The sequence below is a fragment of the Vibrio sp. E14 genome (assembly GCF_020515785.1).
Lineage (GTDB): Bacteria > Pseudomonadota > Gammaproteobacteria > Enterobacterales > Vibrionaceae > Vibrio > Vibrio diabolicus.
The window spans coordinates 666,440-691,193 of sequence record NZ_JAHPJI010000001.1 but is presented as its reverse complement, the minus strand read 5'-3'; the positions used below and the strand labels follow the sequence as shown (position 1 = coordinate 691,193).

The window sequence follows — 24,754 nt, the reverse complement described above, 5'->3', positions numbered from 1 at the left end:
ATGTCTTCTATTATCCATGCTTGGTGTTTTAACTGGATGTGGTGGTGATGATTCTTCCGGTGGAGTCAAGACTGTTCCCGTCGCTGGCGTAGATTCTGGCGACAAAAACGATGACAACGCTGACGTAGATTCAACTGTAGATGACGATACAGATACAGATGATGACAGTACCGTCGATGATGATTCCACGAAAGACGACGATACCACTGACGATGACACCGTGGTAGATCACGAAACTGAGCTTTTCCCACACAAAGGAAAATGTACTGTTGAAGATTTTACGGTTGACCGAGTCAATATCGCATCAAGAGTCGCAAACAGTGACTACGAGTGCATGAGAACGTGGTTTTCGCCATCGTTAGAGCAAGCAGACGTCGTCTTCAGTACCATGAGCGTGAGTCGAATTACTGGCGGATTAAAAAAGGCAACTGAAGCTTATAAAGGAACAAAAGAGCAAGCTCAGCAAATATACTATTTAGGTGAGTTCATTAAGGCAGCTTACAAAAACCGACACGATACCTTTGCTAAAAAGTTGCAACCTTTCCCATCCGAATTAAGCGTAAATATTGCCAATACCATTCAACAATTTTTGCGCTCGCCATACGCTCTAACTGGCGGCCGCGAACAGCAAGAAGCGCTCGCATCCATGTTGATTGTTGTTGATAGTATTCGTCAACTCGCCATCGCCGCACCCGATGTTTTCGCTATTCTTGATAGCTTTTCAGCGGATAAAAGCGACAGCTATTACTACCGTAAAGCCATCAACAATATCTTTGTCGCTATGGCTGGGCACTCACAAACCAAAGCGTTTTACGATGTGATTGAATCTGACTCAAGTTATATCCATCGTTTGAGTGGTTTTATTACCAACAACGAATGGGCGATAGCTACGGATTCTGAACAACTACTTGGCAATGCCGCGCGAGAGCTCGCTAGGCTGGTAAAAACTGAAGATGCAGAGACAAAAAAAGTCGTTGTCGACACTTTAGATTCTTTGCTAAAGCGCTACCCGCTAGGCGGTAAGTCAGACAGAATTTGGGTTGGCATCGCCGAAATGGTTGACGCTTATGCATCAGATTATCTTGAGCAGCTAGGGCTGAGTAACTCAAAATCCGTATTAAAACAGCGAATAATGACATTCAGTTATGATTGTCGCGGACCCGCGCGAATTCTTGCTCAAGAGATGACAGAAGCTCAAGCAATAACAAGCTGCGAAACATTAAACTTCAAAGAAGATGACTTTCACCAAACTGTTAACACCGGATATCAGCCTGTCGCTGATGATTATAGCGATAGTGTCGATGTTATTGTTTTTAAAACCAAAAGTGACTATTCGACCTACTCCAGCTTCCTTTTTGATAACACAACCAACAACGGCGGACAGTTCCTTGAGCGAGACCCATCAAAACAAGGAAATGTACCTCGATTCGTCGCTTATCAAAACGGATGGGATGACGACTTTTCGATTCTAAACTTAGAGCACGAATATGTGCATTATTTAGATGGTCGATTCAACCAATACGGTGACTTCCATGACACAATGCGCGAAGGCAGTATCGTGTGGTGGTTGGAAGGTTTTGCTGAATACATGTATTACAAAGAGGGCTACAATGCTGCTCTAGTACTTGGCAAAGAAAAGACGCACACATTGGCAGACGTGTTCAGTACGAACTACAGCGACGGTTTAAACCGTGTGTATCGCTGGGGCTACTTAGCTGTACGCTTCATGATAGAGAAACACCCTGAAGACGTTACTGAACTGTTAGGTTACTCGCGTACCGGCCAATACAAAGAGTGGGTAAAACTGCTTGAACGATTAGGGCCTGCTTACAATACCGAGTTTCATTCGTGGTTGGATGAGGTGACGAAAGACATTGACGATTCGGATATTTCTCAGCCAAAACCGAAAGAGAAGCCTAAGAAAATCGAACTCAATACCAGCATCCAAGTAAGCGGTAAAAAGTTCTCTGAAACGCTCTTCTTTGTCGATGTTTCGGAAAGTTATAATCAACTGGAAGTGTCTATCTCCGGCACTGGTGATGCCGATCTATACGCTTGTTACGACAAAGTCTGCCACTACTTTGAATATGAATGGTCGAACTACACCCATGGCAGTAATGAAACGATTTCAATCCCCAAAAATGAAGACGGTTCAATCAAAATGGGCCAATACTATTTCAGCATCAGTGGTCGTGAAGACTACGACGTAGAACTGTCTGTTGTTGCGAAATAAATTACTCTCATTGTTCATTAAGCACCTGTTTTAGCGATGGTGCTTAATGAACATTAAATATTATTTATAGAGGCATTATAATTCTTAATTTCCTGACGTGATAACTTTAGATATAGAATATGAAGCGATGTTTAAGTGTGAGTCAAACATAGTAATAATTAACTGATAAAGTGGATAATATGAAAAGGAATATGCCTTACCTACCTAGCTTCAAATTGACTGACTTTGATATAAAAACGTTAGTACAACCTATCCTCTGTCCTAGAAGCCAAGAAATTAAATATTACGAAACTTTGTCTAAGATACGCACTTTTGATAAAAGCAACATAAACAACGATGTATTCTTTTCCATTATAGACAACACGTTTATTCAAACTCTCGCTTTACAACAAATTCGATTTTCTCTTGCAAAATACCCTCACCAACTACACTCTTTTAATATTAAACTTTCTTGCTTAGCTGATGAGAACTTTGTCCGTGAGCTTTTAAGCTTCAATGGTGCTAAGTTTGCTCTTGAGATAAGCGAGCTTGATTGTTATACCGAATCAAAAGAAATACGCGAAAATTTATCAATGTTACAAACGAACAATATCGAAATTTGGCTGGATGACTATCACCGTAACAACAAGCTGGCTAACATGTCTCTTGGCAAAATACTTTGGGATCGTATCAAGATTGACAAAAGCTTTCTAAAACACGCCGGCCAAGAGTCTATACAAGCTCTAGAGTACTTTTTAGCCCCTTTCTGTTTACACGGATTGATCTTCGAGGGCGCTGAGTACATCGAACATCATAAGATGTTAAAAACAAGCCACTCGTTGACTCAAGGTTACTATTACTTTAGACCGTCCCCATTAAACTCTCTCGATTCAAAACCGTGCGCTTCCGACTCCGGAAAGCTCTCGTATGTAGGATAGACAAAGAGCCCAAAACTTTCAATATAGAGGTCGCACAGGAATCAAACCTTGCATAAACACTGAACTTAAAACGTCTGAACAATGCAACCAACTGATAAATAAGAGCTTAACACTAGATATAATGACTAAAAAACGTGTTTATGAGTAGCTAAAGATAGCTAGGAAAATTTAGAGCTGATGCTTTAAAGCAAGCTCTGTAAAATTGTTGATATTTAGACTTTAAAGCTTGCCTAATCACATTCTAAAAGTAGCTCTAATACTCTCCCATTTACCTTACAACTATCCGAACAGGTAGTAAGAATAATGAAACCACTCTCCTTCCAGAGTGTGCCTTATATAAAGACCAAACTGGTTATGTACTTCTTAATTAAAAATAAAGAACTAGAAAACTTTGCCAAAGTAGGACCCTCTTGTCTCTATCGATAGGGCCCTTTTAATTTTTATGCAATAAATTAGATTAGCGCTTTTTTGAGTATAGGCGGGATACGGCTTCATCTTTATAGGCGTGATGTTGCCCAGCAAGCACCTTACTGAAACTGTCTAATGCGTTATTGAATGTTGCCTCGGACTTATCTTCAGCCCATTCGCCAATTTTAGAGAGCAGATCGGATTTGAGTGTTTTCATATCCTTCGAGTCTTCAGCCATCTTGGTGAGCTCTTTTGCCGCATTGCTAGAAGGCACAATAAGTTTATTGAATACCTTCTCCAAACCTTTGTGGTGATTATCGCAATAACGTTGCCAAAGCTGTGGCTCTTGCCCCACTGACCAGCCGTTAAACTTGGTTTGTAAGTAGGTTAACGTGTCATCACCTAACCACTCAGATAAATGCGTATTAGAAGAAACACTCACACCACCACCAAACTTAACAGCACCTGCAGTCACGGAACCTTTGCCACCTAGTGAGCTGGATTTCGTCGCGCGAATGTATTGAATATGGAATTTATTGTCTTCCCCTTTCACCATGTTTAACTCAAGTTGAGCACCGAGTCCAAGTGCACCTTCCAGCCCTAAAGTCGCGTCACTTGGCAACTGAGCTTCGATGGAATTTCTCGAAAGAAACTGACTAAGCGCCTCCCCTAAAACCGCACGAGCAAAGGTTTTCTTCGCACCTTGTGTTCCCTCTTTTGATGACGGCTCACCTAGCGGGATATTGGCAGTGAAGGCGATATTAAGGTATTCACCATCATTGTCGGGGTTGATGTCTCCTACAATATTGTTGTATTTGACGACCATTCCAACATCTTTGCTCACACCCGGAACTTGCACAGATACATTACCACTCAGTTGTACGTTGGTGCTTTGCGCACCCGACACTAGCGTTAGCTGTCTTTCAATGTCTCGCTTTTGGTCAAGGTTCATTTGAGGGTTACTGTAAGCACGGTCGATCTCGGTAAGGAATTGGCAAAACCCTGCTTCGTCTTTATTAAGATAAGGCACCTCTCCCTCAGAGAAGCTCGCCAAGTAAGCTTGGGTTAACGCAACATGACTACAGATCACCGCGCGTAAATACTCTCCTCGACCAACAGCACCGCGGTCACTTTCCATACCATGCTTAATAACGCCCATTTGCTTATCCGCATCGCGGCTTTTACTCGAATCCTTCTGGTTAACGAGGATTGAATAGCTCTCGTACTCTTTGTACAAAGTGGTAATGACGTCTTTGATCTCAGCACGCTTTGCTTTCAAGACATCAGCATTGATTTCGCCGGTTTTGGGGTTTTGAGCCGTTGGATCTGCTTTTACCTTTTGGGCAAGGTCACTGACCTCCAACGCCGTTTCTTTCATCCACTCTAAACCTTGTGAACCGCTTAGAGTCTGGCGACTGCCAAGAAATTCAGCGTCTTTTGCATATCCTTCAAACGGTACTGAAACAGTAAAATAGTCCGGATTACGAGCCATAAGTCGGACAGGTTGCTGACGCAGTTGTTGGAGCAAATCGGTATGCTTAGTGAAGTAAGTCTCGGTTATCGACGCAGAGCCACCACCGCTGATTTTAGAAAGATCTTTTATCCCTACACCAGCACCGCCAGAAAGACTTCCAGCAAAGGTTTCTGCTTTCACCGGAGCATCGTACTTTCTGCCTTTTACTTCTATTTTGTCGCCTTGTCCTAAGATCCCTTGCTGACGTAAGTCTTGCTGTAGTTTGTGGTTGTTTGCGACAACACTTTCAAGTAATCGGTCAGCTTTACGAGCTTGATGGATACCGCCTAAATTGGTCAATTTCTTAACACCACTTCCTGCAAGCATCGCGATCATATCATTGGCATGATAATCCACAAACGACTTAAGATTCGGGAAGCTTTGTGCTGCGCCCAGCCCCAAATTACGACCAACATGAACGTCTACAGGTACTTCGCCTCCACCCGCTGAGGCATTAACACCAAGAGAGAAGTTATGCTTCGCGCGAATTTTTGTGTCATCACCACCAAACACTTTGAAGTCGTATTTGAGCTCAACGGTTACCGATGCGGCCTCAAGATTAAACAGACCAAGCGCAGGACCTATCTCAAAAGAGGTCGATACGGCTGACTCCGTGCCGCCTTTAGTTAATCCACTGAACTGCTCGGTTAATTGCTGTTTGAATTGATCACGTAGCTGCTCTAGCCCTCCGCTGCGTAACTGTTCTGCTAGTCCGGCAATTCGAGTGTGCTCTGGAGACCCCTTTCCCAAGTTTTCGCATATCTTTGCCAGCGCTTGATAAGCATTACTGTAATTTTCTGCGGTCTTGTCGCTCTTTAGTGTGGACACCGCATCACGGGCAGTATTGACACTTTCAGACACAGGAAGACGATCCAGCGCTTTAAGTAATAGCGAACTATCGCCAGTTTTAAATACGTTACCAAGCGCCGCGTTGGCAAACAGTTGTAGATTGCTAGAAGAAGAACCTAGATACGTTTCTAAATGTCCTGCCGCAGCAAGCACCTTTCCAAACTCTCGGTTTGATAAGGTATCGCTCTTTTCTTTTAGATAAGGCGTTTCCAATAAAGCCGTTTGGACAGACTGGGGAAAATTAGTGAAGATTTCCCGTTGATTTTGGCTAAACAAGGCTTCAACGCGGTGCGCAGATGATAAGCTAGCATTGCCACTTAGCTGTGGATTGCTCGCTACATTTAGCGCCAACGGACTGTTGGTGTTAGCACCTTCCACTTCCTGTACAGAATTAGTATGAAGAGAACGATCAACGAAAGACGTATTCACTGAAGTCATGGCATCACTCCTAAACAAATAAAGAACTGCGAGGAGAAGAGAAGCCACTCATATCCTGCGCATCAACTGTCGCTGGCTCCGCCTCTAATAACTTTTGCTGCCAGTAGCTAGCAGCATCGACAAACCCGGAAAGAAGTTCAGAAAAACGAAGTTTGTCTTGGTGGCTCACAGACATAGCGAGCAAAACACGCTTCTCATCGAGCAATGAGAGCGTTGCACCATTGGTTGAATTCCAGAGACAGTTCCCTTCAAGAAGCCCCCGCATTTGCCTTTCTTCTATCAGCTCTCCAACCAAGGCATAAATAACAAGTTCATTTACGCGAAGTTCGAAATTGACTATCATTTTAGGCTCTTCAAACATTACCGATGTTAATGAGAATTCGTCGAAAGAGACTGGCTGACCTACTGTGTCACCGAGCACTTTCTCCCACTGCATTTTTTCCATAACAACTCCAAACTTTTCCGAGAGAGGTTCTGACGCCACGGTTAACAAAATACAGTTTGTTTTTATGGCCTCGTTTTTAACTCATGTTAAAACTCTCAGAAAAAGGGCGTTATCAGTAACAGACTTTTTTTATCAGTACTCGGCGAAAAGTTTTAGGCGTTAAGTTTAGAGCTCTATTTTCTCTTCGATATTTTTTAAATCGGCTTACACTTGTATTTAAGGTAACTTACTACTTTATTAATCCTTTATAATAAATATATTTACAGTATGATTACCTTGTCCAAAAAGCACTCCTATAGGAATTTATAATATAAGATATAAAAATGTTATTTATGATGGTCATTTATAAAAAACATCAAGCTAACCCACCTAAAACATCAAAAATTAAGAAATTAATAGTCACTTCAAATTGAATCGACATTAGGAGTTTCCTTCGTTAATATGGATACATGATAACGATAGAGTACATATAACTTTATAAGTATTCGGAATAATTCGTTCTACAACTGTGAAATAATTACACTTGATGCATTTAAGTTTTTATCATGATATAAACATGCCTATTTTTACACTCACAACACCAATTACTCTGAACTTCAATAGTGCATTTACGCATCATTTTTCGTTGTTAGCAATAGAACTAGAAAGGTTGGCTTAGTAGTTATCAACATTTTAGTACCCAAAATAAAATGTTAAGATGGTCACATCAGTGCTGTTGTAGCTACAAGTGAAGAATAAAATACATTTGGTACCCCACTTGATGCCACACCAGCTTAGCCATAAAAACTAAAGGTATATTTTTCAAATGGTTAATAACTCAATCCAGTGGTTTCCTGGCCACATGCACAAAGCACGTAAAGAGATCGAAGAAGCAATCCCACAAGTGGATGTGATCATCGAAGTACTGGATGCTCGTATTCCTTTCAGTAGTGAAAACCCTTTGATTTCTCAAATCCGTGGTGACAAGCCGGTCGTTAAAGTCTTGAACAAGCGTGATTTGGCCGATCCTGAGTTAACTCAATTATGGATTGAGCACTTGGAGCAAGAGCAACACGTAAAAGCAATGGCAATCACGACGTCAGAACCGCAAGAAGTGCATCGAATCATGGAGCTTTGCCGTAAACTTGCCCCACACCGTGAAGAGATCGGTAAAAACATTCGTACCATGATCATGGGGATCCCAAACGTTGGGAAATCGACAATCATCAATACTCTAGCTGGTCGAACGATCGCGGTGACTGGTAACCAGCCCGCGGTAACACGTCGTCAGCAGCGCATCAATCTGCAAAATGGCATCGTTTTATCCGATACACCAGGGATTCTGTGGCCAAAAGTGGAAAACCCACACAGTGGCTTCCGTTTAGCTGCTACTGGCGCTGTAAAAGATACTGCGATGGAATACGACGAGGTTGCGTTTTACACCATTGAGTACCTAGCAGCCCACTATGCAGACAAGCTTAAAGAGCGTTACCAAATCGAAGAGCTTCCTGAATCAGATATCGAGATCATGGAAGAAATTGGTCGTCGCCGTGGTGCACTACGCGCAGGTGGACGTGTGGACTTGCACAAAGTATCAGAGATTTTGTTGCACGAACTTCGCCAAGGGACACTAGGCCAAATTACACTAGAGCGCCCAGAAATGATCACTCAAGAGCTGATTGAAGTCGAGATTGAAACCGCTCGTAAAGAAGAAGAAAAAGCGAAGCGTAAAGAAGAGCGCCGCAAGCGCTATCTACGTAATAAGCGATAAACTGATATTATCTTTTCCCAATCATATTTTAAGGCGCGATTTTCGCGCCTTTTTTGTTATCGAATGCGCCCATTTTTTCACTTTTCAAACTTTATATTCCTCATAAAAAGTCCAGACATAAAGCACGAAAAAAACACCGCAAAATCGCCGTATAAACTTTAAGCACAAACTAGTTTAGACCCCGGGCCCCTATAGAGTTACAGCCACCATCCAACCCTCAAATGTCGAGTTTGCAAGGGTCTGCAAACTTATGCAACCTGGTTAGTGACACTCTCCCCAAAATCCGCAATATGAATAAGTGTCAGCGCTGGCGTTTTTCCATATGAAGAAGAGATTTATTATGAGTGAAACTATACAAAGCAAACCACTTCCTTCCTTTATTGAGGAACGCCTAGATTTTCATATTCAAGATCTAATTGAACCGAACGAGAACAAGAAACACCTTGTTCTTGGTAAACGTCCACCATGTAATGCCGTTGTTATGCAAAGCAATGATTACCTGGCACTGTCTCATAACAAGGAGATTCAAAACGCGCATCGTGATGCGATTTCTCAACACGATGACAACGTCGTGATGTCCGCGATTTTCTTGCAAGATGATGAGTCGAAACCTGCATTTGAAACTCAACTAGCCAGTTTTGTCGGCATGCCTAGCTGTCTGCTTTCTCAATCGGGATGGGCTGCGAATGTCGGTTTATTACAAACTATTTGTGCACCGAACATACCTGTGTATATCGACTTCTTTGCGCATATGTCTTTATGGGAAGGTGCACGTATCGCAGGAGCACAAATTCATCCGTTCATGCATAACAACACCAACCACTTGCGAAAACAGATTTCACGCCATGGTTCGGGGATTATTGTTGTGGATTCGGTTTACAGCACCATCGGAACCATTGCTCCTCTACGTGATATCTACGAAATAGCACAGGAGTTTGACTGCGGCTTAGTTGTGGATGAATCGCACTCGTTAGGTACGCACGGTCCGCAAGGCGCGGGGCTACTGCAAGAGCTGGATTTGACTCATATGGTGGATTTTGTAACCGTAAGTCTTGCAAAGACATTTGCTTATCGTGCTGGCGCAATTTTAGGGGCAGAAAAGCTGGCGAAGACGCTTCCATTTGTCGCGTATCCTGCCATTTTCAGCTCTACCGTGTTACCGCAAGAGATTATTCGGTTAGAAAAAACACTGGACGTCATAAAAAAAGTCGATGACAAGCGGGAGATTTTGTTTAAAAGAGCGAAGTCTCTAGCCGTTGGTTTAAAACGTATTGGGTTTACTATTCGCAGTGAGTCGCAAATTATCGCGCTAGAATGTGGCAACGAAAGAAACACTGAGCGAGTTCGCGACTTTTTAGAAGAAAGGAATGTCTTTGGCGCAGTTTTCTGTCGCCCTGCAACAGGAAGAAACAAGAACATCATTCGTTTTTCTGTCAATGCGGACATGACTGCCGCCGAAGTCGATCACGTTCTTTCCGCCTGCCAAGAAGCGTTTGTTCATCCCGATCTAGAGTTTGTATAAGCTAGAGTGTCGGTAAAAATAAAGAGTTCAGCAGTTTTGCTGAGCTCTTTATTCGTATTCGTCGTTATGAGCAACTCGTCTCAAGATAACACTGTTGCGAGTGATTAAATCCAGTTTGCGATTTTGTCGAATAAGCGATTTTTATCCGCTGGTTTTACGATAAAGTCAGACATGCCAGAAGAGCCTATTTTGTCCAGCGTAACAGGTGAGCTATCCCCAGTATGCGCAATAATAGGTACCGACGCATAGTTTTTATCCGAGCTTCGAATTCGCCTTGAAGCTTCTACACCATCCATGATGGGCATCTCGATATCCATAAGAATGAGGTCAACGTTCTCTTGCTCTAATGTATCCAGTGCTTGCTGCCCGTCTTCTTTCTGAATCACTTCAAAGCCCTGCTTTTCGAGTAACATCGCGGTAAATTTTCGCAAAGATTCGTTATCATCCACGACCATAATTGTCCGTTTATTTGACGTATCCAAAGCCACTGAGGCCGTTGGTGTCGACACATAGCTTGAATCATACAAGAGACGGTCAATGGTTGGCTTAGTATTCAATAACCAGGCTTGAGTCTCCACCCAAATAGGCTCATATGCCGCTTTGCGTGCTCTCTGTGTCGGGTGATGCTCAAAAAGATAAACGATACGAGCTTCCGTGAAAGACAAAAGAGATTCTAATCTATCCAATTGGTTTGCTCTTGCATCCAAGCTCTCAAGATCGATAAAAATCAGGTCGAATTCGAACTCATACTCTTTCTTTTTGAGCACTTGATTAACATCTAAGATCGTTGATTCAAAACCCATGAAACGGCTAATGTCCGTCACTTTCGACACAAGAATATCTTGATTAGTCACCGTTAGGATGGTTTTGAGTTTGGTCAAATCGTTTTTAATTTCAGTCACGATATCAGATGTGATCGGCGGGAAAGTTAACGTGAACTGAGACCACTCACCTAGCTGAGACTGGCATTCAATGTTACCTCCAAAAGAGCGCATCACTTTTTTACAAAATGGCAAACCCAAACCATAGCTGCCTGACTTACCAGTTGTGTAAAAGTCCTGAAATATATTACGTAGGACATCAGGAGCAATGCCTGCACCATTATCAGTAACAACGATTTGGTTTGAGTGCTCCGTGCTCGTCATGGACACATGTATGTGGAAATCTTCAGATGTGCGGTGATGGAAGGCGTTCTTGAAAAGGTTATACATAACGTATTTAAGTAAGGTATCGCTACCAAGAAAATCAAACTCACTTCTCGCATCTAGGGATATAGCAAAGCGATCCGTCGCACGCTTATAACTAAAGCTTTCAATCGCTTTTTCAACCACAGAGTGAGCAGAGTGCTTTTGGAAACTGGATCGCGAGACACGGTTTTCGTCTATCGATGTCAGAAGTAAATCTATCGTCTCGTTGCCCGACTGGATGATGTTCATCGCATCCTCACTAACTTCGCGCAGCAGGGTGACATCCTCTCCGCTCATCAGATATTGGTCTTTCTCGGCTTCTTTTTTATTGGGTAAGACTGATTGGATAACATCGATTGACGTGCAAAGGCCACTTAAAGGGTTACGCATTTCATGCGCAATTCCGGCCCCGAATGACTTGGCCAACGACACCTTCGCTTCGTGCTCCACTTGGTTCCGAAAATAGAATAAATTGCCAAATACATAAATAAAGAGAAAGATTGGCACATGTGTCCAGTCCATTGTTAAATCAAGATGAAACCCTTTCGCCACCCAAGCAAAGAACGTCGCTAAACCTATTCCGGCAAAAGTTTGAGCGAACATAACTCTTGTGACATGAACCAATAGAATGTGCAAGAAAATCGCGGACATAAAGGACATGACCCAAACATTGGACCAATCATTCATCAGTAACATATAGAAAAAGAAAAACGGTAAGCAGATCGTTATCGTCACTTGGTAGTAAATATGGATATATTTTCGCCACGTTGACGACAGGCGATTTCTAAAAATGATGCCAAAGAACAATAGTGAACAAAACAATCTGAGCGGCAAGTTTTCATAAGCCTGTGGGAAAACAAAATCCCAAACAAAGTAGTACAGCGGAAAGCCAAGAAACCCCATCCAACCAACGAGAGTCAGGTTGGGCTCTGCATATTGATAAACCTTACGTATCGAGTCCATATTATCTATTTTGCCTACTCCGCCTGACGTCCCAAAAGTGTGATTTGCATTCATTCTTATCGTTTTATTATTAAGTAATTATATATTACTTAACGCTTATAAGCAGCGCGAAATGGCGCAAATATTTCGCGACGCTTGTCTTTAATTTCAATCTTTTAAGATAGCGACACTTGATTTACAACCAAATAAATGAAGTTGCATATAGTTTAGTGTAATTTTGCGATAATCGCGTTGTATCCTAAGGGATGTTAATCTCATATACGTTCGAGACATTTAAACCGCGCCTTTGGCTCGAACTTCCAAAGATTTAACGACAGCACTCACTGTGGATGTAACGCGGTGATGAACAATTGGCTTGGGGTGTGTTATGGAACCTTTACAAATAAAAAACGTAATTTTTGATGTGGGAAATGTATTAGTACGCTGGTCTCCGGTAGAGATTGTTCGCTTAACATTTGGTCACTCAGTAGAAGCGGAAAAAATGGCCCAGTTGCTGTTTTCATCACAAATCTGGAAAGACTTAAACAAAGGAATCATTTCCGAAAAGGAAGCCAAACTGTGCTATCAACGTGAGCATCAGGTGACAGCGGAAAAAATGGACCGCTTTTTTTACTATGTCAAACATACACAAGTATTACTTTACAGCAGTGTCGAACTGCTAAAAAGAGTAAAAAGTGCAGGATATCGCGTTTATGCGCTCACAGACAACGTCAACGAAATTGTCGAGCATCTTCGTGCTACCTATGAATTCTGGCCGCTGTTTGACGGTGCAATCATCTCTTCTGAAGTGCAGTTACTAAAGCCACAAGCTGAGATCTACCAAGCCCTACTTTCAACGTATCAACTTCAGGCTGAGGAAACGGTATTTCTTGATGATATGCCATACAACGTCGAAGGGGCCCGAGCGGTAGGCATGGAAGCCATTCAATTTGAAAATGCTCAGCAATGCGAGTCAGAGCTAAAAGCCATGGGGCTTTGCTTTTGAGTCGCCCACTGAAACACAAAACTTTAGGGCAGGCACAAAAAAGAGCAGCGTTGATGCTGCTCTTATTGCTAAGCTAAAACGTCAGACTAGGAGTAAATAACGTTTTCTTCTATCCCACTGACTAGTGACTGAGCATTCTTCCAACGGAATACCTTCTCCAATACTTCTGTACCACCTGGCGCACGCCAAGTTCGCTCTTGACATTCTTGACCTCCAATATGGCGGTAGAATTCAATTGCAGAAATGTTTTGCGATACGACTTCTAGATAAAGACCAGTGTCTTTAAAATACTGTTGTTGCCATTCTGCGACAGCAAGTAATAGCTGCTTGCCAATACCACGACCGCGGTAGCTGTCATCAACATGCAGTGCGTCAATAAAGGTTCCATGCTCGAAATCATGGTTGCCAAACACACAAACGAAGCCGAGCAACAAACCACCCTCTTCCGCCAAGACAATGTGCTGGTTGAATGGTGGGTTGGTCAGACGGGTTTGCCAGATCAGTAGTTTGTCGTCAATCGCCTCTTTATCAAGATAGTTATCACTAAGAATGCCACGGTAATGACGCTTCCAACTATCCGCATGAAGATGCGCAATGCGCTCGTAGTCCTTATATTCCGCTAATCGTAAATCCATTACGTATTCCTATTTTCTTACATTTTTTGCTTCTTTATAGAGTCTCGGCATATTCCACCTTTATAACACTTGTTTCTTGGCAGATTTTATACACCTTAAGCCAGAGCTCATTTTTTAATACTACTCATTATTCAATTAAAAGCAAAATATCCCATCAAGTTCCTTAATGTACATCCAAAGGAACAGTCACATTTGTCTAACTTTAATTTGACTTACACGTGTACGCTGATATTCTGGCGAACAGTTGTTAGCTCAAAGTTAGGAATACACCTGTGACTCAAAACAAACCACCCATTATCTGGTTGAATACATTGATATTTTCTTCCAGTTTTGTTCTGACTTTTATTGTAATGCCTTGGTATGCATATCATTTTGGACTGGGTTGGGAGCATCTAGTTTGGGGAGTGATGGCATTCAGTTTTACGAATCTTTCTATTACCGCAGGCTATCACCGACTCTGGAGCCACAAAACATACGAAGCTCATCCAATTTTACGTGCTATTTTTGCGATTGGAGGAGCATTTTCTTTGCAAAATAGTGCATTACACTGGTCTTCTGATCATCGTGTACACCACAAGCATGTCGACAATAACGACAAAGATCCTTACTCAGCGAAACGTGGCTTTTGGTATTCTCATATTGGTTGGATGTTACGCGACTACAACAAATCGCAGGAAAACGAATACACCAACTGCCGCGATTTAAAGCGTGACAAAATCGTCATGTGGCAACATAAGTACTATGTTCCACTTGCTCTACTCACCAATATTGGCTTTCCGGTCGCTCTTGGTATTATCTACGGCGATATTTGGGGTATGTTATTAGTAGTTGGTGCCGCTCGACTCTTTATGAGCCACCACACGACCTTTTTCATTAACTCACTTGCGCATGTTTGGGGAAAACAGACTTTCACGGACAAAAACACCGCTCGCGACAACGGCGTGTTAGCCTTTTTCACATTTGGTGAGGGCTACCACAATTTCCATCATATCTTCGAGAATGACTATCGTAATGGTGTGTATTGGTGGCATTACGACCCGACCAAGTGGTTGATTAAGTCTTGTTCTTGGCTTGGACTCACATCTAAGTTGCGCACAACGCCTACATTTAGAATTGAAAAAGCTCGCGCAACTCAACTCTTGAAGAAAGCAAAAGAAAAACTGGGAGCAAAACCGAATACGCAAACGATTCTTGATCAGTTACAACACGAGTTTGATGCGCTAGTTCATCACATGCAGGAATATTATGAAATGCGCAAGGAAGTACTCGGTGCAAAAACAGCCAGTGTGGTAAAAAAATACGAGTGCTCTGTGACAAAGATAAAGTATCAGCAAATCAAAGCGGAGTTCGAGCGGCAACAACGCAGTTGGAACCTAATGGTGCGCCGATACGCTTAACTTAACCCATCCTTACGATTTAGCTTCGCTTCGGCGAAGCTTTTTTGTTGCAAGGATTATTACCCTCTCCCAACTCACTGAGTTGTTTCTTTTTCTCATTTTGAATCAATTCCCTCACTATTTATTCAAATTTCTGGTCATATTTTCCTTCCTGCAAACAGCTTCAAACCAGCACATAACACTTAGAAAACCAAATTCTAACAATACAATCTAACGAAATTAATTATTAAATTATTATTTGTCTCAGATCATGCAAGCCCCATATTTGTCTCGTGCCACAGTTAAGAATTCTGTAAATTCCTTGTCATAAACTGAAACAGTTTCTTTCTTTTTTTCATAACATTCGGAGATCCCTATGTTAGAGCTCTTAATTGGCTTAGTTGTCACCATTGCTGTGGGTTACTTTATCGTCAAAGGCTATAAAGCAGCGGGCGTGTTACTGACGGCTGGTATTGCTTTACTTCTTATGACTGGCGTATTGGGGCATGACGTACTGCCCTCAAAAATCACCTCAACCGGTAACATGGTGACAGACGCGCTAGAATACGTGAAATACATGCTACAATACCGCGGCGGCGGCCTTGGTATGCAAATCATGTTGCTATGTGGCTTCGCTTCCTATATGACTCACATCGGCGCGAATAACGTTGTAGTGAAACAGTTCTCTAAACCGCTTTCTGTTATCAAGTCTCCTTATATCCTTTTGGTAGCGGCTTACATTGTGGCGTGTTTGATGTCTCTTGCGGTAAGTTCTGCAACTGGCCTTGGCGTACTATTAATGGCGACATTGTTCCCAATGATGGTCGCGATGGGGATCTCTCGTCCAGCAGCGGTTGCAGTTTGTGCCTCTCCTGCGGCAATCATTCTTTCTCCAACCTCTGGTGATGTGGTGATCGCCGCCGAAAAATCTGGCTTGGCGCTTGATGTGTTTGCGGTACAAACAGTGTTGCCTGTTTCTATTTGCGCAATCATCGTGATGGCTGCCGCGGCTTTCTTCTGGAACAAATACTTAGATAAGAAAGAAAATACGCCAATGGAAAAAATTGATGTATCAGAGATCAAAGCCGATGCACCAGCGTTTTATGCGGCACTGCCATTTCTACCTATCATCGGCGTGTTCCTATTCAACGGTCGTACCATTCCAGGACTTAGCCTAGACATTTACACTATTGTGGTCGGTTCGATTTTCCTTGGCGCTCTGATCCATTACGTTGTAAATAAGTTTGATGGTAAGAAATCACTGGAAGATTTAGATTCTTGTTACGCTGGCATGGCTGACGCGTTCAAAGGCGTTGTGATGCTTTTGGTTGCAGCGGGGGTTTTTGCGCAAGGTCTAATGTCTATCGGCGCTATCGATAACCTACTTCACCTTGCAGACAATGCAGGTGCAGGCGGTGTTGCTTTAATGCTTATCCTTACTGCATTGACAGTTGCAGCAGCGATTGCAACGGGGTCTGGTAACGCACCTTTCTATGCATTTGTGGAGTTGGCACCATCTTTGGCTGCGAAAATGGGACTAAACCCAGCGTTCCTAATTATCCCGATGCTTCAAGCATCAAACCTAGGTCGTACTATCTCACCAGTGTCTGGCGTAATCGTTGCGACATCCGGTATGGCGAACATCAGCCCGTTTGAGGTTGTAAAACGTACATCTGTTCCGGTTCTTGCAGGTCTTATCACAGTTATAATTGGTACTATGGTGCTTGTTCCAATGAGTGCCTAACGGCATCGCCAATATTGCTTATCGACAAGGCCCGGCTTCTAGCTGGGCCTATTTCTTTCATCTCTCCAGTGTCATTATTCTTTCTGTATTGCTTTGTAAATGCATTTTAATTGTTACTCAACTCGTGACATATTTCTCGGTTATTACATCGCTTCTTCAGAAGCATTTGCTTAATATCTCAACAGTTTATATAAGAACTGAATACATTAAGAAAATGGGATTTATTATGACTGCATTTATTGTCTTTATCGTTATTGTCCTGCTCATTGTGGTGTACGCCGTCAGTATCTACAACAAGCTCGTTACTCTACAAAACCGTTTCAAAAACAGCTTCGCTCAAATAGAGGTTCAATTAAAACGTCGATACGATTTGATTCCGAACTTAGTTAATACTGCAAAAGGCTATATGGAACACGAAAAAGAAACATTTGAACGTGTTATCCAAGCTCGTAATCAAGCAATTGCTGGCCTGAAAGCAGCCAGTGACGCGCCTGGTAGTGATGCGGCAATTAGCCAACTAAACCAAGCGGAAGGCATGCTGCAAAGTGCGTTGGGCAAACTTAATGTGGTAGTGGAAGCCTACCCTGAGCTTAAAGCAAATGAAACCATGAGTCAGCTTCAAGAAGAATTAACCAGCACTGAAAACAAAGTTGCGTTTGCTCGCCAAGCATTTAATGATGCGGTAACCAGCTACAACACATACAAACAAACGTTCCCGCCAGTGTTGTTTTCCAATGCATTCGGATTCCAAGATGGCAAACTGTTAGAGTTTTCTGACAGTGCTGAAATACAAGCGGCCCCGAAGGTTGAGTTCTAATGGATTTCTTTGACCATCAAGATACCGCGCGTCAACGCACTGGGCTTTTGGTGTTCCTGTTTTCCTTAGCACTTGTCACCATCACTGGTTTGGTAAGCGTATTATCGATTGGTATCTATTACGGAGTAACAGGCGAACACTTTGATCAAGAAACCGCACTTACCTACGTCTTGTTGTGCTTTGCTGGCGTATTGCTGGTTGTTACGATAAGTTCAATGGTTCGCTTATCCGCCCTTACCTCCAATGGAGGCCGAGGGGTTGCTGAGAGCATAGGTGGCAAGCTGATTTCCTCAAACACCTTAGATGCAAAACATAGACAACTGCTCAACGTTGTGGAAGAGATGGCTATTGCATCTGGCATTCCGGTTCCTCCCGTCTATGTGATGCAGGAAGAGCGCGGTATCAATGCTTTCGCAGCAGGCATGAGCATTGATGATGCCGTCATCGGCGTCACACAAGGCTCACTGGATAGCTTCACGCGAGATGAACTACAAGGTGTCATTGCTCATGAATTCAGCCATATCTTAAACGGAGATATGCGTTTGAATACGCGTCTTATCGGCGTACTGTTTGGCATCACTTGCATTGCACATTTTGGACACTTGGTCTTAGATAACACTCATCATACGAGTCGCGTATCAAGAAGTTCTTCCGATTCCGATAAAGGCTTTGCGGTTATCATGCTGATTGCGATTATCTGTTTGGTTCTGGGCTGGATTGGCACCTTGTTTGGCTCGATGATCAAAGCCGCAATCTCTCGTCAACGTGAATTTCTCGCTGATGCCAGTGCCGTTCAATTTACTCGAAACGATCAAGGCATTGCTGGTGCACTCAAGAAAATTGGTAGTCATATGGCGGGTTCTTCATTGAATACAAAAGCAAGCGATGAGATGAGCCATATGATGTTTGGTCAAAGCAAACTCTCCGGCTTTTCTGGCCTATTTGCTACTCACCCTCCACTAGAAGAACGGATTCGCCGAATTGAACCTGGTTGGGATGGAAGTTTTTCTCAAAGTTCGCATCGTCCAACGACAAGCTTTGAGAATGATAACGTTAGTGGATTCACATCAGGGACATCGACGCAACCGGAGAAACCAACCACTGCAGAACTCAGCGAAGTAGGTCAACAACTACTTAACCAACTTCCTTCCGAACTTGTCGACATCGCTCGTGAACCATACAGTGCGCGCTTTATTGCTTTTGCCTTGATATTTGATGGCAGTGAACTCCAGCGAGAGATGATAAAAAGTCATATCCCAAATGTGTCTCAAGCACAATTATTACCATGGCTAGATTATGATTTGCCTCTTCATCTACGCTTTCCATTACTCGAACTCTCCATCCCTGCCTTGAAATCGCTGAGTGAGGGTCAGAAAAACAGACTGTGCCAGGTGCTACGCGAACTCTCTCAAACTGATGATCACTACTCACTAGCAGAATGGTGTGTCATCAACTTATTGGAGAAGCAACTACTCGAATCGTATGGATGTACAAAAAAGATCCAATCTTTAAAGCAATTAAAAGAGAGTGTGTTTTGGCTACTGCGCGAATTGGCTTGGGTTAGTCACTCTCAACCGGAAGACGCTCAACGTGCATTTAGCAGCGCCCTAACCTGTTTGGGCTTTAATGATGCAGAGTTACAACCCGCAAATAAGAACTGGGGCCTAAATCGCGCTGCTTTAGAGCTCCTACTGCAACTCAAACCGAAAAGTCGTCGCTTGTTCGTAAAAGCGTGTCGAATAGCGATTGAATCGGATGGAAAGGTTACCGTTGCGGAAGGAGAACTCTATAGGGTAATCGCCTGCTTCTTAGAAGCTCCAGAGCCGCCACTAACAGTATCAGTCAATACAGGACAAACCCTACCGAGCCAAACACAACAAGCTAACTGACTTAGCTTTAAACAAAAACGCCAGCACTTTTGCTGGCGTTTTTTTATTATGTTTTCTTATTTGACGATTTACGCTGACTTAAATCGATCAGGGATCTTAGTGATACTCTCTCGATAACTAAACCATAAATAGGTCACGGCGAGAGAGAAGAATAAATACGAAAGTGCGAATACGATTGGAGATGTAATTAATTCAGCCGACATTCCCCACATCACACCAACAACCGTTATCGTCAACTTAGAAAGCATGCCGCAGATTAGTAAGAATAAAGCAAGCTGTGGAAAGCGCGAGCTACGGAATGCAAAGAAATAACAGCTCCCTACCGCTAGAGAAGCAATAGATAGGCCCAACATAAATGAATGGATGTGGTCTGCAGATGCGACACCAGCAGATACCGAAGCCATGAGTAATAGGAACAGTTTCATAAGTCACCTCACAACAAGTCTAAAAAAGCATCCCTTCATAAATGAAATCTCATTTTTCGCTATATTCTGCTCCTATAATCTGCAATTACAAGTGACTTTTTTGTTCACTTAATGCACAAAAAACCTAATCAGCTCTAGTTATTACAAAAGGTTAACAATTTAAATTTAAGAAACCCTTTACATCCAATACTTACGGCGACAAGACGATATTTCAGTCATTTTTGTTACAGGGAGTTAACACGGTAACATTTTGAAATTTTTTATATGAAATGTGAGCTGTGCACCCAACTGCGCACTGAATTCTCTGTTTTGACTAGTTCCTCATTCCCAATAACAAAAATCATCACTTTTTGATAACACTACAACCACATGCAAAACCATGAATTTACATCCGCTTTTAATGTTTCAAATTATTTTATCAGTAACGGCAAAAAGAGATTCCAATCACATATTTATTGGTTATAATCCGCGCTCACTGCGTTAATCGTTGAAAAACGCAAACTAATTTTGAGAAAAAACATCTTTAAACCAACCCTCTTTGCGGCATTGCCAACAAGAGGAAAACTGAGAATGAAAATGAGCAAGATTGATAAAGCTATGCGCATCCTGTTAGCAGGGTTCTGTATCAACCTTTGTCTTGGCATCCTGTATGCTTGGAGTGTATTCAACAAGGCACTGGTAACTGAATCAGGCTGGAGTGCTGCAGAAGCTTCTGCACCTTACGCAACTGCAACCATCACTTTCTCTATCTGTCTTCTTGTTGCAGGTATTCTTCAAGACCGCATGGGTCCGCGTATGATCCTTATCCTAGGTACTGTTCTTACAGGTCTAGGCATGATCGCATCTGGCTTTGTTGATACTCCACTCATGCTGAACATTACCTTCGGTGTGATCACAGGTGCAGGTATCGGTTTTGGTTATGCATGTCTTTCACCTTCTGCGATGAAGTGGTTCCACGCTTCGAAGAAAGGTATGGTTAACGGCATTATTGCGGCAGGTTTTGGTCTAGCGGCTATCTACCTAGCACCAGTAACATCATCATTGATCGACAGCATGGGCATTCAAACGAGCTTTATGGTTCTTGGTGTTGGTATCCTGGCAATTGCAGTTCCTCTTGCAGCAACCATCAATAACCCACCAGCAGACTACACACCTGCAGAGCCGAAAGTAAAAGAAGGTCAAGCACCTAAAGCGGTTAAAAAGTCAGATGACCTAACTTGGAAAGCAATGTTGAAAACGCCACAGTTCTACTCTCTATGGATCATGTACGCGTTCGCAGCTTCTGTTGGTCTAATGATCATCGGTAACATCACGACCATCGCAAGCGTTCAAGCAAACTTGCCAAACGCGGTTTACCTAGCGTCCATTCTTGCTGTATTCAACTCTGGCGGTCGTGTTGCTGCGGGTATGCTTGCAGATAAAATCGGCGGTGTTCGTACGCTTCTACTTGCGTTCGTCTTACAAGGCGTAAACATGGTGCTGTTCGCAACGTTCGACTCTGAGTTTACTCTGATCATTGGTACTGCGATCGCAGCGGTAGGTTACGGTACCCTTCTAGCGGTATTCCCTACTCTAACGGCCGAGTTCTACGGTTTGAAAAACTACGGTACTAACTACGGTGTGCTTTACACTGCATGGGGTATCGGTGGTGCAATCGGCGCAGCAGTTGTTGGCTTCTCTATGACGAACAGCGAAGGCTACACCTTGGCTTACACTATTTCTTCAGCAATGATGGCAGTATGTATCGTACTTGCGTTCATCACTAAGCCACTGTCTGAAGCGAAAGTAGCGCAGCTAAAAAACGCATAATTGCGAATTGATTTGATAGCGAAAAGGCTTAACCTATGGGTTAAGCCTTTTTTGTTATCGGTCGTTTATGGAAAGCCCTATCGAACTTGCACCAGACTACTATCTAGAAAACTTCTTTAAGCTGACTCACCACGCAGTAACCTGGTACAGCGATTTACTGGCTGAGGAAGAACACGCTTGGCTTTGCTCGTTTGATTCCTTGAGCAAACACGCCCAGTGCCTGTTGGTGCGTTTATACAGCCGAAAAGGGTGTTGGTTTCGAAGTGATAAGCTGAGTTATCAAGAAATACCTTCAATCAATGAAGCACTGGCAGAATTGAGTCAACATGAGTTTGTGGCCCTTTCCCCCACACTCTCTCATCAAGAGTTAGCGTCTAACTTACTGACGAAACCGGAGATCTCTGCACTTTACCCAGAGCTACCGAAGTCATTAAAGAAAGATGCCCTTGTGGAGAGTTTAAGCAACACGGAATTTGATCGTTTTGAGCAGCTTGAGTTTACGATCATCAAACTCAATTCCGCCCACATGATCGACGTTTTACTCACCCTATTTTTTGCCAACACCCATCAAGACTTAAGTCAGTTTGTGCTTGATGACTTAGGTCTACATCAGTTCGAGCAATACCAATTGAGTAAAGTGCGCCGTTTCTTTGATTCACGTGAGCAAATAGACCGCTTAATTGAACTGAGCCAACTGGCCAACCTGTACTGGCAATTTGATCGAAAAGACAAAGCCAATCTCGACTTATTAATTGAGGCAATGCCTCAGCCCGTTAATCACCATTACGTAGATCGTAAACGTGAGCACATGTTGAATGACATAGCACGTGATTACGAACGGCTTAATGATCTAGAGACCGCCCTATCTCTATTTAGCCAAACTCAGCTCGCTCCGAGCCGAGAACGACGTGCACGTATCTATGACAAACTAAACCAAGATGATTTATTTAGTGACATTGTCACAGAGATGCTGCAGTCGCCAATTGATGTGTCTGAGCTCGAAGTCGCACAAAAACTTGAGCAACGGTTGAAGCGAAAACAAGGCGCGAAAGTACCAAGAGTAGCGAAGCCACTCTGCTCCGAATACCATATTGAACTGGATTTATCTCAACAACGAGTCGAGCTTGCCAGTAAAGCGTATTTTGAGTCCTTAGGCTGGAATGTGTTTTACGCTGAAAATGCGTTGCTCAACTCGCTACTGGGGCTTACATTCTGGGATGCGATTTTTGCTCCTATTGAAGGGGCATTCATTAACGCTTATCAACACCGTCCTTTAGATTTATATCACTCAGATTTTGTTACCAAGCGCCAAGCTTTGATAGACACCGCTTTTGCCGAACTAGAAGCGGGCAACACCCAGACGTTATTGACAAAATACGATGAGAAGTTTGGCATTAGTAATCCATTTGTACATTGGAATTTAATAAGTAAAGAGCTACTCGAAACAGCGCTCAACACTATCCCAACCAATATGCTGATGGCGCTGTTCAAAATACAATTGAGCGACCTTAAGCTTTACCGTAATGGGATGCCGGATCTCATTGCTTTTAAAGAAAATGAGTTCGAGTGGATTGAAGTGAAAGGCCCTGGCGATAAACTCCAGGATAACCAATGGCGTTGGATCAAAGAGTTTACTCGCCTTAATGTCCCGTTTGCGGTGTGTTACGTCGCAGCAACTTAACTTACTCTATATAAAGAGCTTGGTGTTTGTTCACTCAAACCGCCCCTCGGTTATCGCCCCTTGCTCTTTTTTCTAAAAATTTTTTCGTTTCTTCACGATCGCTTCACGCTTCTTCACACAAAATGCGCTTCTACTCACTAAGTTGACTTGAAGAGGAAAAATAAAATGAACAAAACACTTCTTGCGTTACTTGTTACCTGCTCTGTTTCGGTATCTGCGGCTCCTTATGTAGGTCTGGAATATGGACTAGGCACCACTGACCATGATTTGGAACCTCACTTTTCAACTGACAACGTAACACTCAACCCTGAGCTTGAAGACGGTATTTTCTCAGGCTTTGTCGGTTACGCATTTAATGACAACTGGGCATTGGAACTGGGTTACAGCCAGTTTGACCTTGATGATAGTCGTTCAAAAAACCTAGGTATCAAGTCAATCGATGGCAAAGATTACCATCATGAAATGGATTGGGATGCGTCAATCAAAGCCAAGCAAGTGTCGCTGGCACCTGTGTTTAACTATGCATTAAATGATAAATGGACAACAAAATTCAAAGCGGGTTTAACGTACACGGAATACAACGCCAAGGTTTCTAAACATCAAGAATACGAGCTTGTCGCGAACGACGATGTGGAAATGAACAACACGCTTTTCCATAGCACGGAGAAAAACAACGAGCTAGGCGCAATGTTCTCAGTGGGTGCGGAATACAGAATTTTCCCGCAGTTCACCATTGGTGCAAACGCAAAATATCAACTAGACAGCTACGCAAACACTGCATCCTTTAACGTAGGCACAACTTACTACTTCTAATTTAAGGAGACGATAATGAAAAAAATGATTTTAGCATCCATGTTTGCCCTACTTTCAAACTCAGCTTTCGCCGCGTTTAATGGTCCAGAAGTAAGCGTAATTAATTCGGTGAAAGAGGCGCACAACGCAACCGATGACAGCGCCGTCATGTTAACCGGGCACATTGTTCAATCTCTTGGTAACGAGACTTACTTGTTCAAAGATGAGACTGGCGAAATCGAAGTAGAAATCGACAATGAAGATTGGATGGGACTAGACGTTGGTCCAAACGATAAAGTGACGATTCGAGGCGAAGTTGACTCAGAGTGGACAACCACGCAGATTGACGTAGAGACCATTCAAAAGCTTTAATTCG

Annotated in this window: 18 protein-coding genes; 13 read left to right on the top strand and 5 right to left on the bottom strand. The window is 42.9% G+C overall.

The genetic code is table 11. The features are described 5' to 3' along the window. Positions 1-16: 16 nt before the first annotated feature. Positions 17-2,233 (top strand): M9 family metallopeptidase, encoded by a 2,217-nt coding sequence (locus LIX84_RS02890; RefSeq protein ID WP_226420835.1) that lies wholly within the window; start codon positions 17-19, stop codon positions 2,231-2,233. A gap of 179 nt (positions 2,234-2,412) precedes the next feature. Continuing rightward, positions 2,413-3,150 (top strand): EAL domain-containing protein, encoded by a 738-nt coding sequence (locus LIX84_RS02885; RefSeq protein ID WP_226420834.1) that lies wholly within the window; start codon positions 2,413-2,415, stop codon positions 3,148-3,150. 457 nt (positions 3,151-3,607) lie between these two features. Here the strand turns inward: LIX84_RS02885 and LIX84_RS02880 are convergent, their stop codons facing one another. Next, complete coding sequence (locus LIX84_RS02880) at positions 3,608-6,358, bottom strand: hypothetical protein (RefSeq protein ID WP_226420573.1); 2,751 nt, start codon at positions 6,356-6,358, stop codon at positions 3,608-3,610. A gap of 10 nt (positions 6,359-6,368) precedes the next feature. Beyond that, positions 6,369-6,803 carry a type III secretion system chaperone gene (locus LIX84_RS02875; RefSeq protein ID WP_226420572.1) on the bottom strand — a complete coding sequence of 145 codons (435 nt, stop codon included), beginning with the start codon at positions 6,801-6,803 and terminating at the stop codon, positions 6,369-6,371. Between the two features lie 805 nt (positions 6,804-7,608). Here LIX84_RS02875 and ylqF point away from each other — a divergent pair. Beyond that, positions 7,609-8,553, top strand: a complete 945-nt coding sequence (gene ylqF / locus LIX84_RS02870; RefSeq protein WP_005376521.1) for a ribosome biogenesis GTPase YlqF — start codon at positions 7,609-7,611, stop codon at positions 8,551-8,553. A gap of 340 nt (positions 8,554-8,893) precedes the next feature. Continuing rightward, positions 8,894-10,075, top strand: coding sequence for an alpha-hydroxyketone-type quorum-sensing autoinducer synthase (gene cqsA, locus LIX84_RS02865; protein ID WP_226420571.1), 1,182 nt, complete (start codon positions 8,894-8,896; stop codon positions 10,073-10,075). A 104-nt stretch (positions 10,076-10,179) separates the two neighbouring features. On the opposite strand, the gene LIX84_RS02860 is transcribed toward cqsA, so the two are convergent. Beyond that, complete coding sequence (locus tag LIX84_RS02860) at positions 10,180-12,225, bottom strand: hybrid sensor histidine kinase/response regulator (protein WP_182033029.1); 2,046 nt, start codon at positions 12,223-12,225, stop codon at positions 10,180-10,182. A gap of 367 nt (positions 12,226-12,592) precedes the next feature. Between LIX84_RS02860 and LIX84_RS02855 the strand changes: the two genes are divergently transcribed. After that, entirely contained in the window at positions 12,593-13,210 is a 618-nt protein-coding gene (locus LIX84_RS02855) for an HAD family hydrolase (protein WP_226420570.1), read from the top strand. 86 nt (positions 13,211-13,296) lie between these two features. Here LIX84_RS02855 and LIX84_RS02850 read toward each other — a convergent pair whose 3' ends face one another. Further along, a complete protein-coding gene (locus tag LIX84_RS02850; protein ID WP_226420569.1) occupies positions 13,297-13,845 on the bottom strand; it encodes a GNAT family N-acetyltransferase in 549 nt (182 codons plus the stop codon). A gap of 272 nt (positions 13,846-14,117) precedes the next feature. On the opposite strand from LIX84_RS02850, the gene LIX84_RS02845 reads away from it, so the two are divergent. The 4 genes from LIX84_RS02845 (at position 14,118) to LIX84_RS02830 (ending at position 19,671) form a co-directional block, all read left to right on the top strand. After that, a complete protein-coding gene (locus tag LIX84_RS02845) occupies positions 14,118-15,242 on the top strand; it encodes an acyl-CoA desaturase (protein ID WP_005398197.1) in 1,125 nt (374 codons plus the stop codon). Between the two features lie 355 nt (positions 15,243-15,597). Beyond that, the gene (gene dcuC, locus LIX84_RS02840) at positions 15,598-16,965 is read left to right on the top strand and encodes an anaerobic C4-dicarboxylate transporter DcuC (RefSeq protein WP_226420568.1); all 1,368 of its coding nucleotides are present in this window, start codon (positions 15,598-15,600) and stop codon (positions 16,963-16,965) included. Positions 16,966-17,191: 226 nt separating this feature from the next. Next, a complete protein-coding gene (locus tag LIX84_RS02835; RefSeq protein ID WP_005398201.1) occupies positions 17,192-17,782 on the top strand; it encodes a LemA family protein in 591 nt (196 codons plus the stop codon). Continuing rightward, positions 17,782-19,671 carry a M48 family metallopeptidase gene (locus tag LIX84_RS02830; RefSeq protein WP_226420567.1) on the top strand — a complete coding sequence of 630 codons (1,890 nt, stop codon included), beginning with the start codon at positions 17,782-17,784 and terminating at the stop codon, positions 19,669-19,671. Before LIX84_RS02835 ends, LIX84_RS02830 begins: the two co-directional genes overlap by 1 nt. Before the next feature lie 68 nt (positions 19,672-19,739). On the opposite strand, the gene LIX84_RS02825 is transcribed toward LIX84_RS02830, so the two are convergent. Next, positions 19,740-20,096, bottom strand: coding sequence for a hypothetical protein (locus LIX84_RS02825; protein WP_005398137.1), 357 nt, complete (start codon positions 20,094-20,096; stop codon positions 19,740-19,742). Between the two features lie 576 nt (positions 20,097-20,672). Between LIX84_RS02825 and LIX84_RS02820 the strand changes: the two genes are divergently transcribed. From LIX84_RS02820 to LIX84_RS02805, 4 genes are all read left to right on the top strand, one after another. Further along, positions 20,673-21,905, top strand: a complete 1,233-nt coding sequence (locus LIX84_RS02820) for an L-lactate MFS transporter (protein ID WP_226420833.1) — start codon at positions 20,673-20,675, stop codon at positions 21,903-21,905. Positions 21,906-21,972: 67 nt separating this feature from the next. Further along, positions 21,973-23,586, top strand: coding sequence for a VRR-NUC domain-containing protein (locus tag LIX84_RS02815; RefSeq protein ID WP_226420566.1), 1,614 nt, complete (start codon positions 21,973-21,975; stop codon positions 23,584-23,586). 165 nt (positions 23,587-23,751) lie between these two features. Further along, the gene (locus LIX84_RS02810; RefSeq protein WP_104970624.1) at positions 23,752-24,399 is read left to right on the top strand and encodes an AcfA family outer membrane beta-barrel protein; all 648 of its coding nucleotides are present in this window, start codon (positions 23,752-23,754) and stop codon (positions 24,397-24,399) included. 15 nt (positions 24,400-24,414) lie between these two features. Further along, positions 24,415-24,750, top strand: a complete 336-nt coding sequence (locus LIX84_RS02805) for a NirD/YgiW/YdeI family stress tolerance protein (RefSeq protein WP_226420565.1) — start codon at positions 24,415-24,417, stop codon at positions 24,748-24,750. The last annotated feature ends 4 nt before the right edge of the window (positions 24,751-24,754 follow it).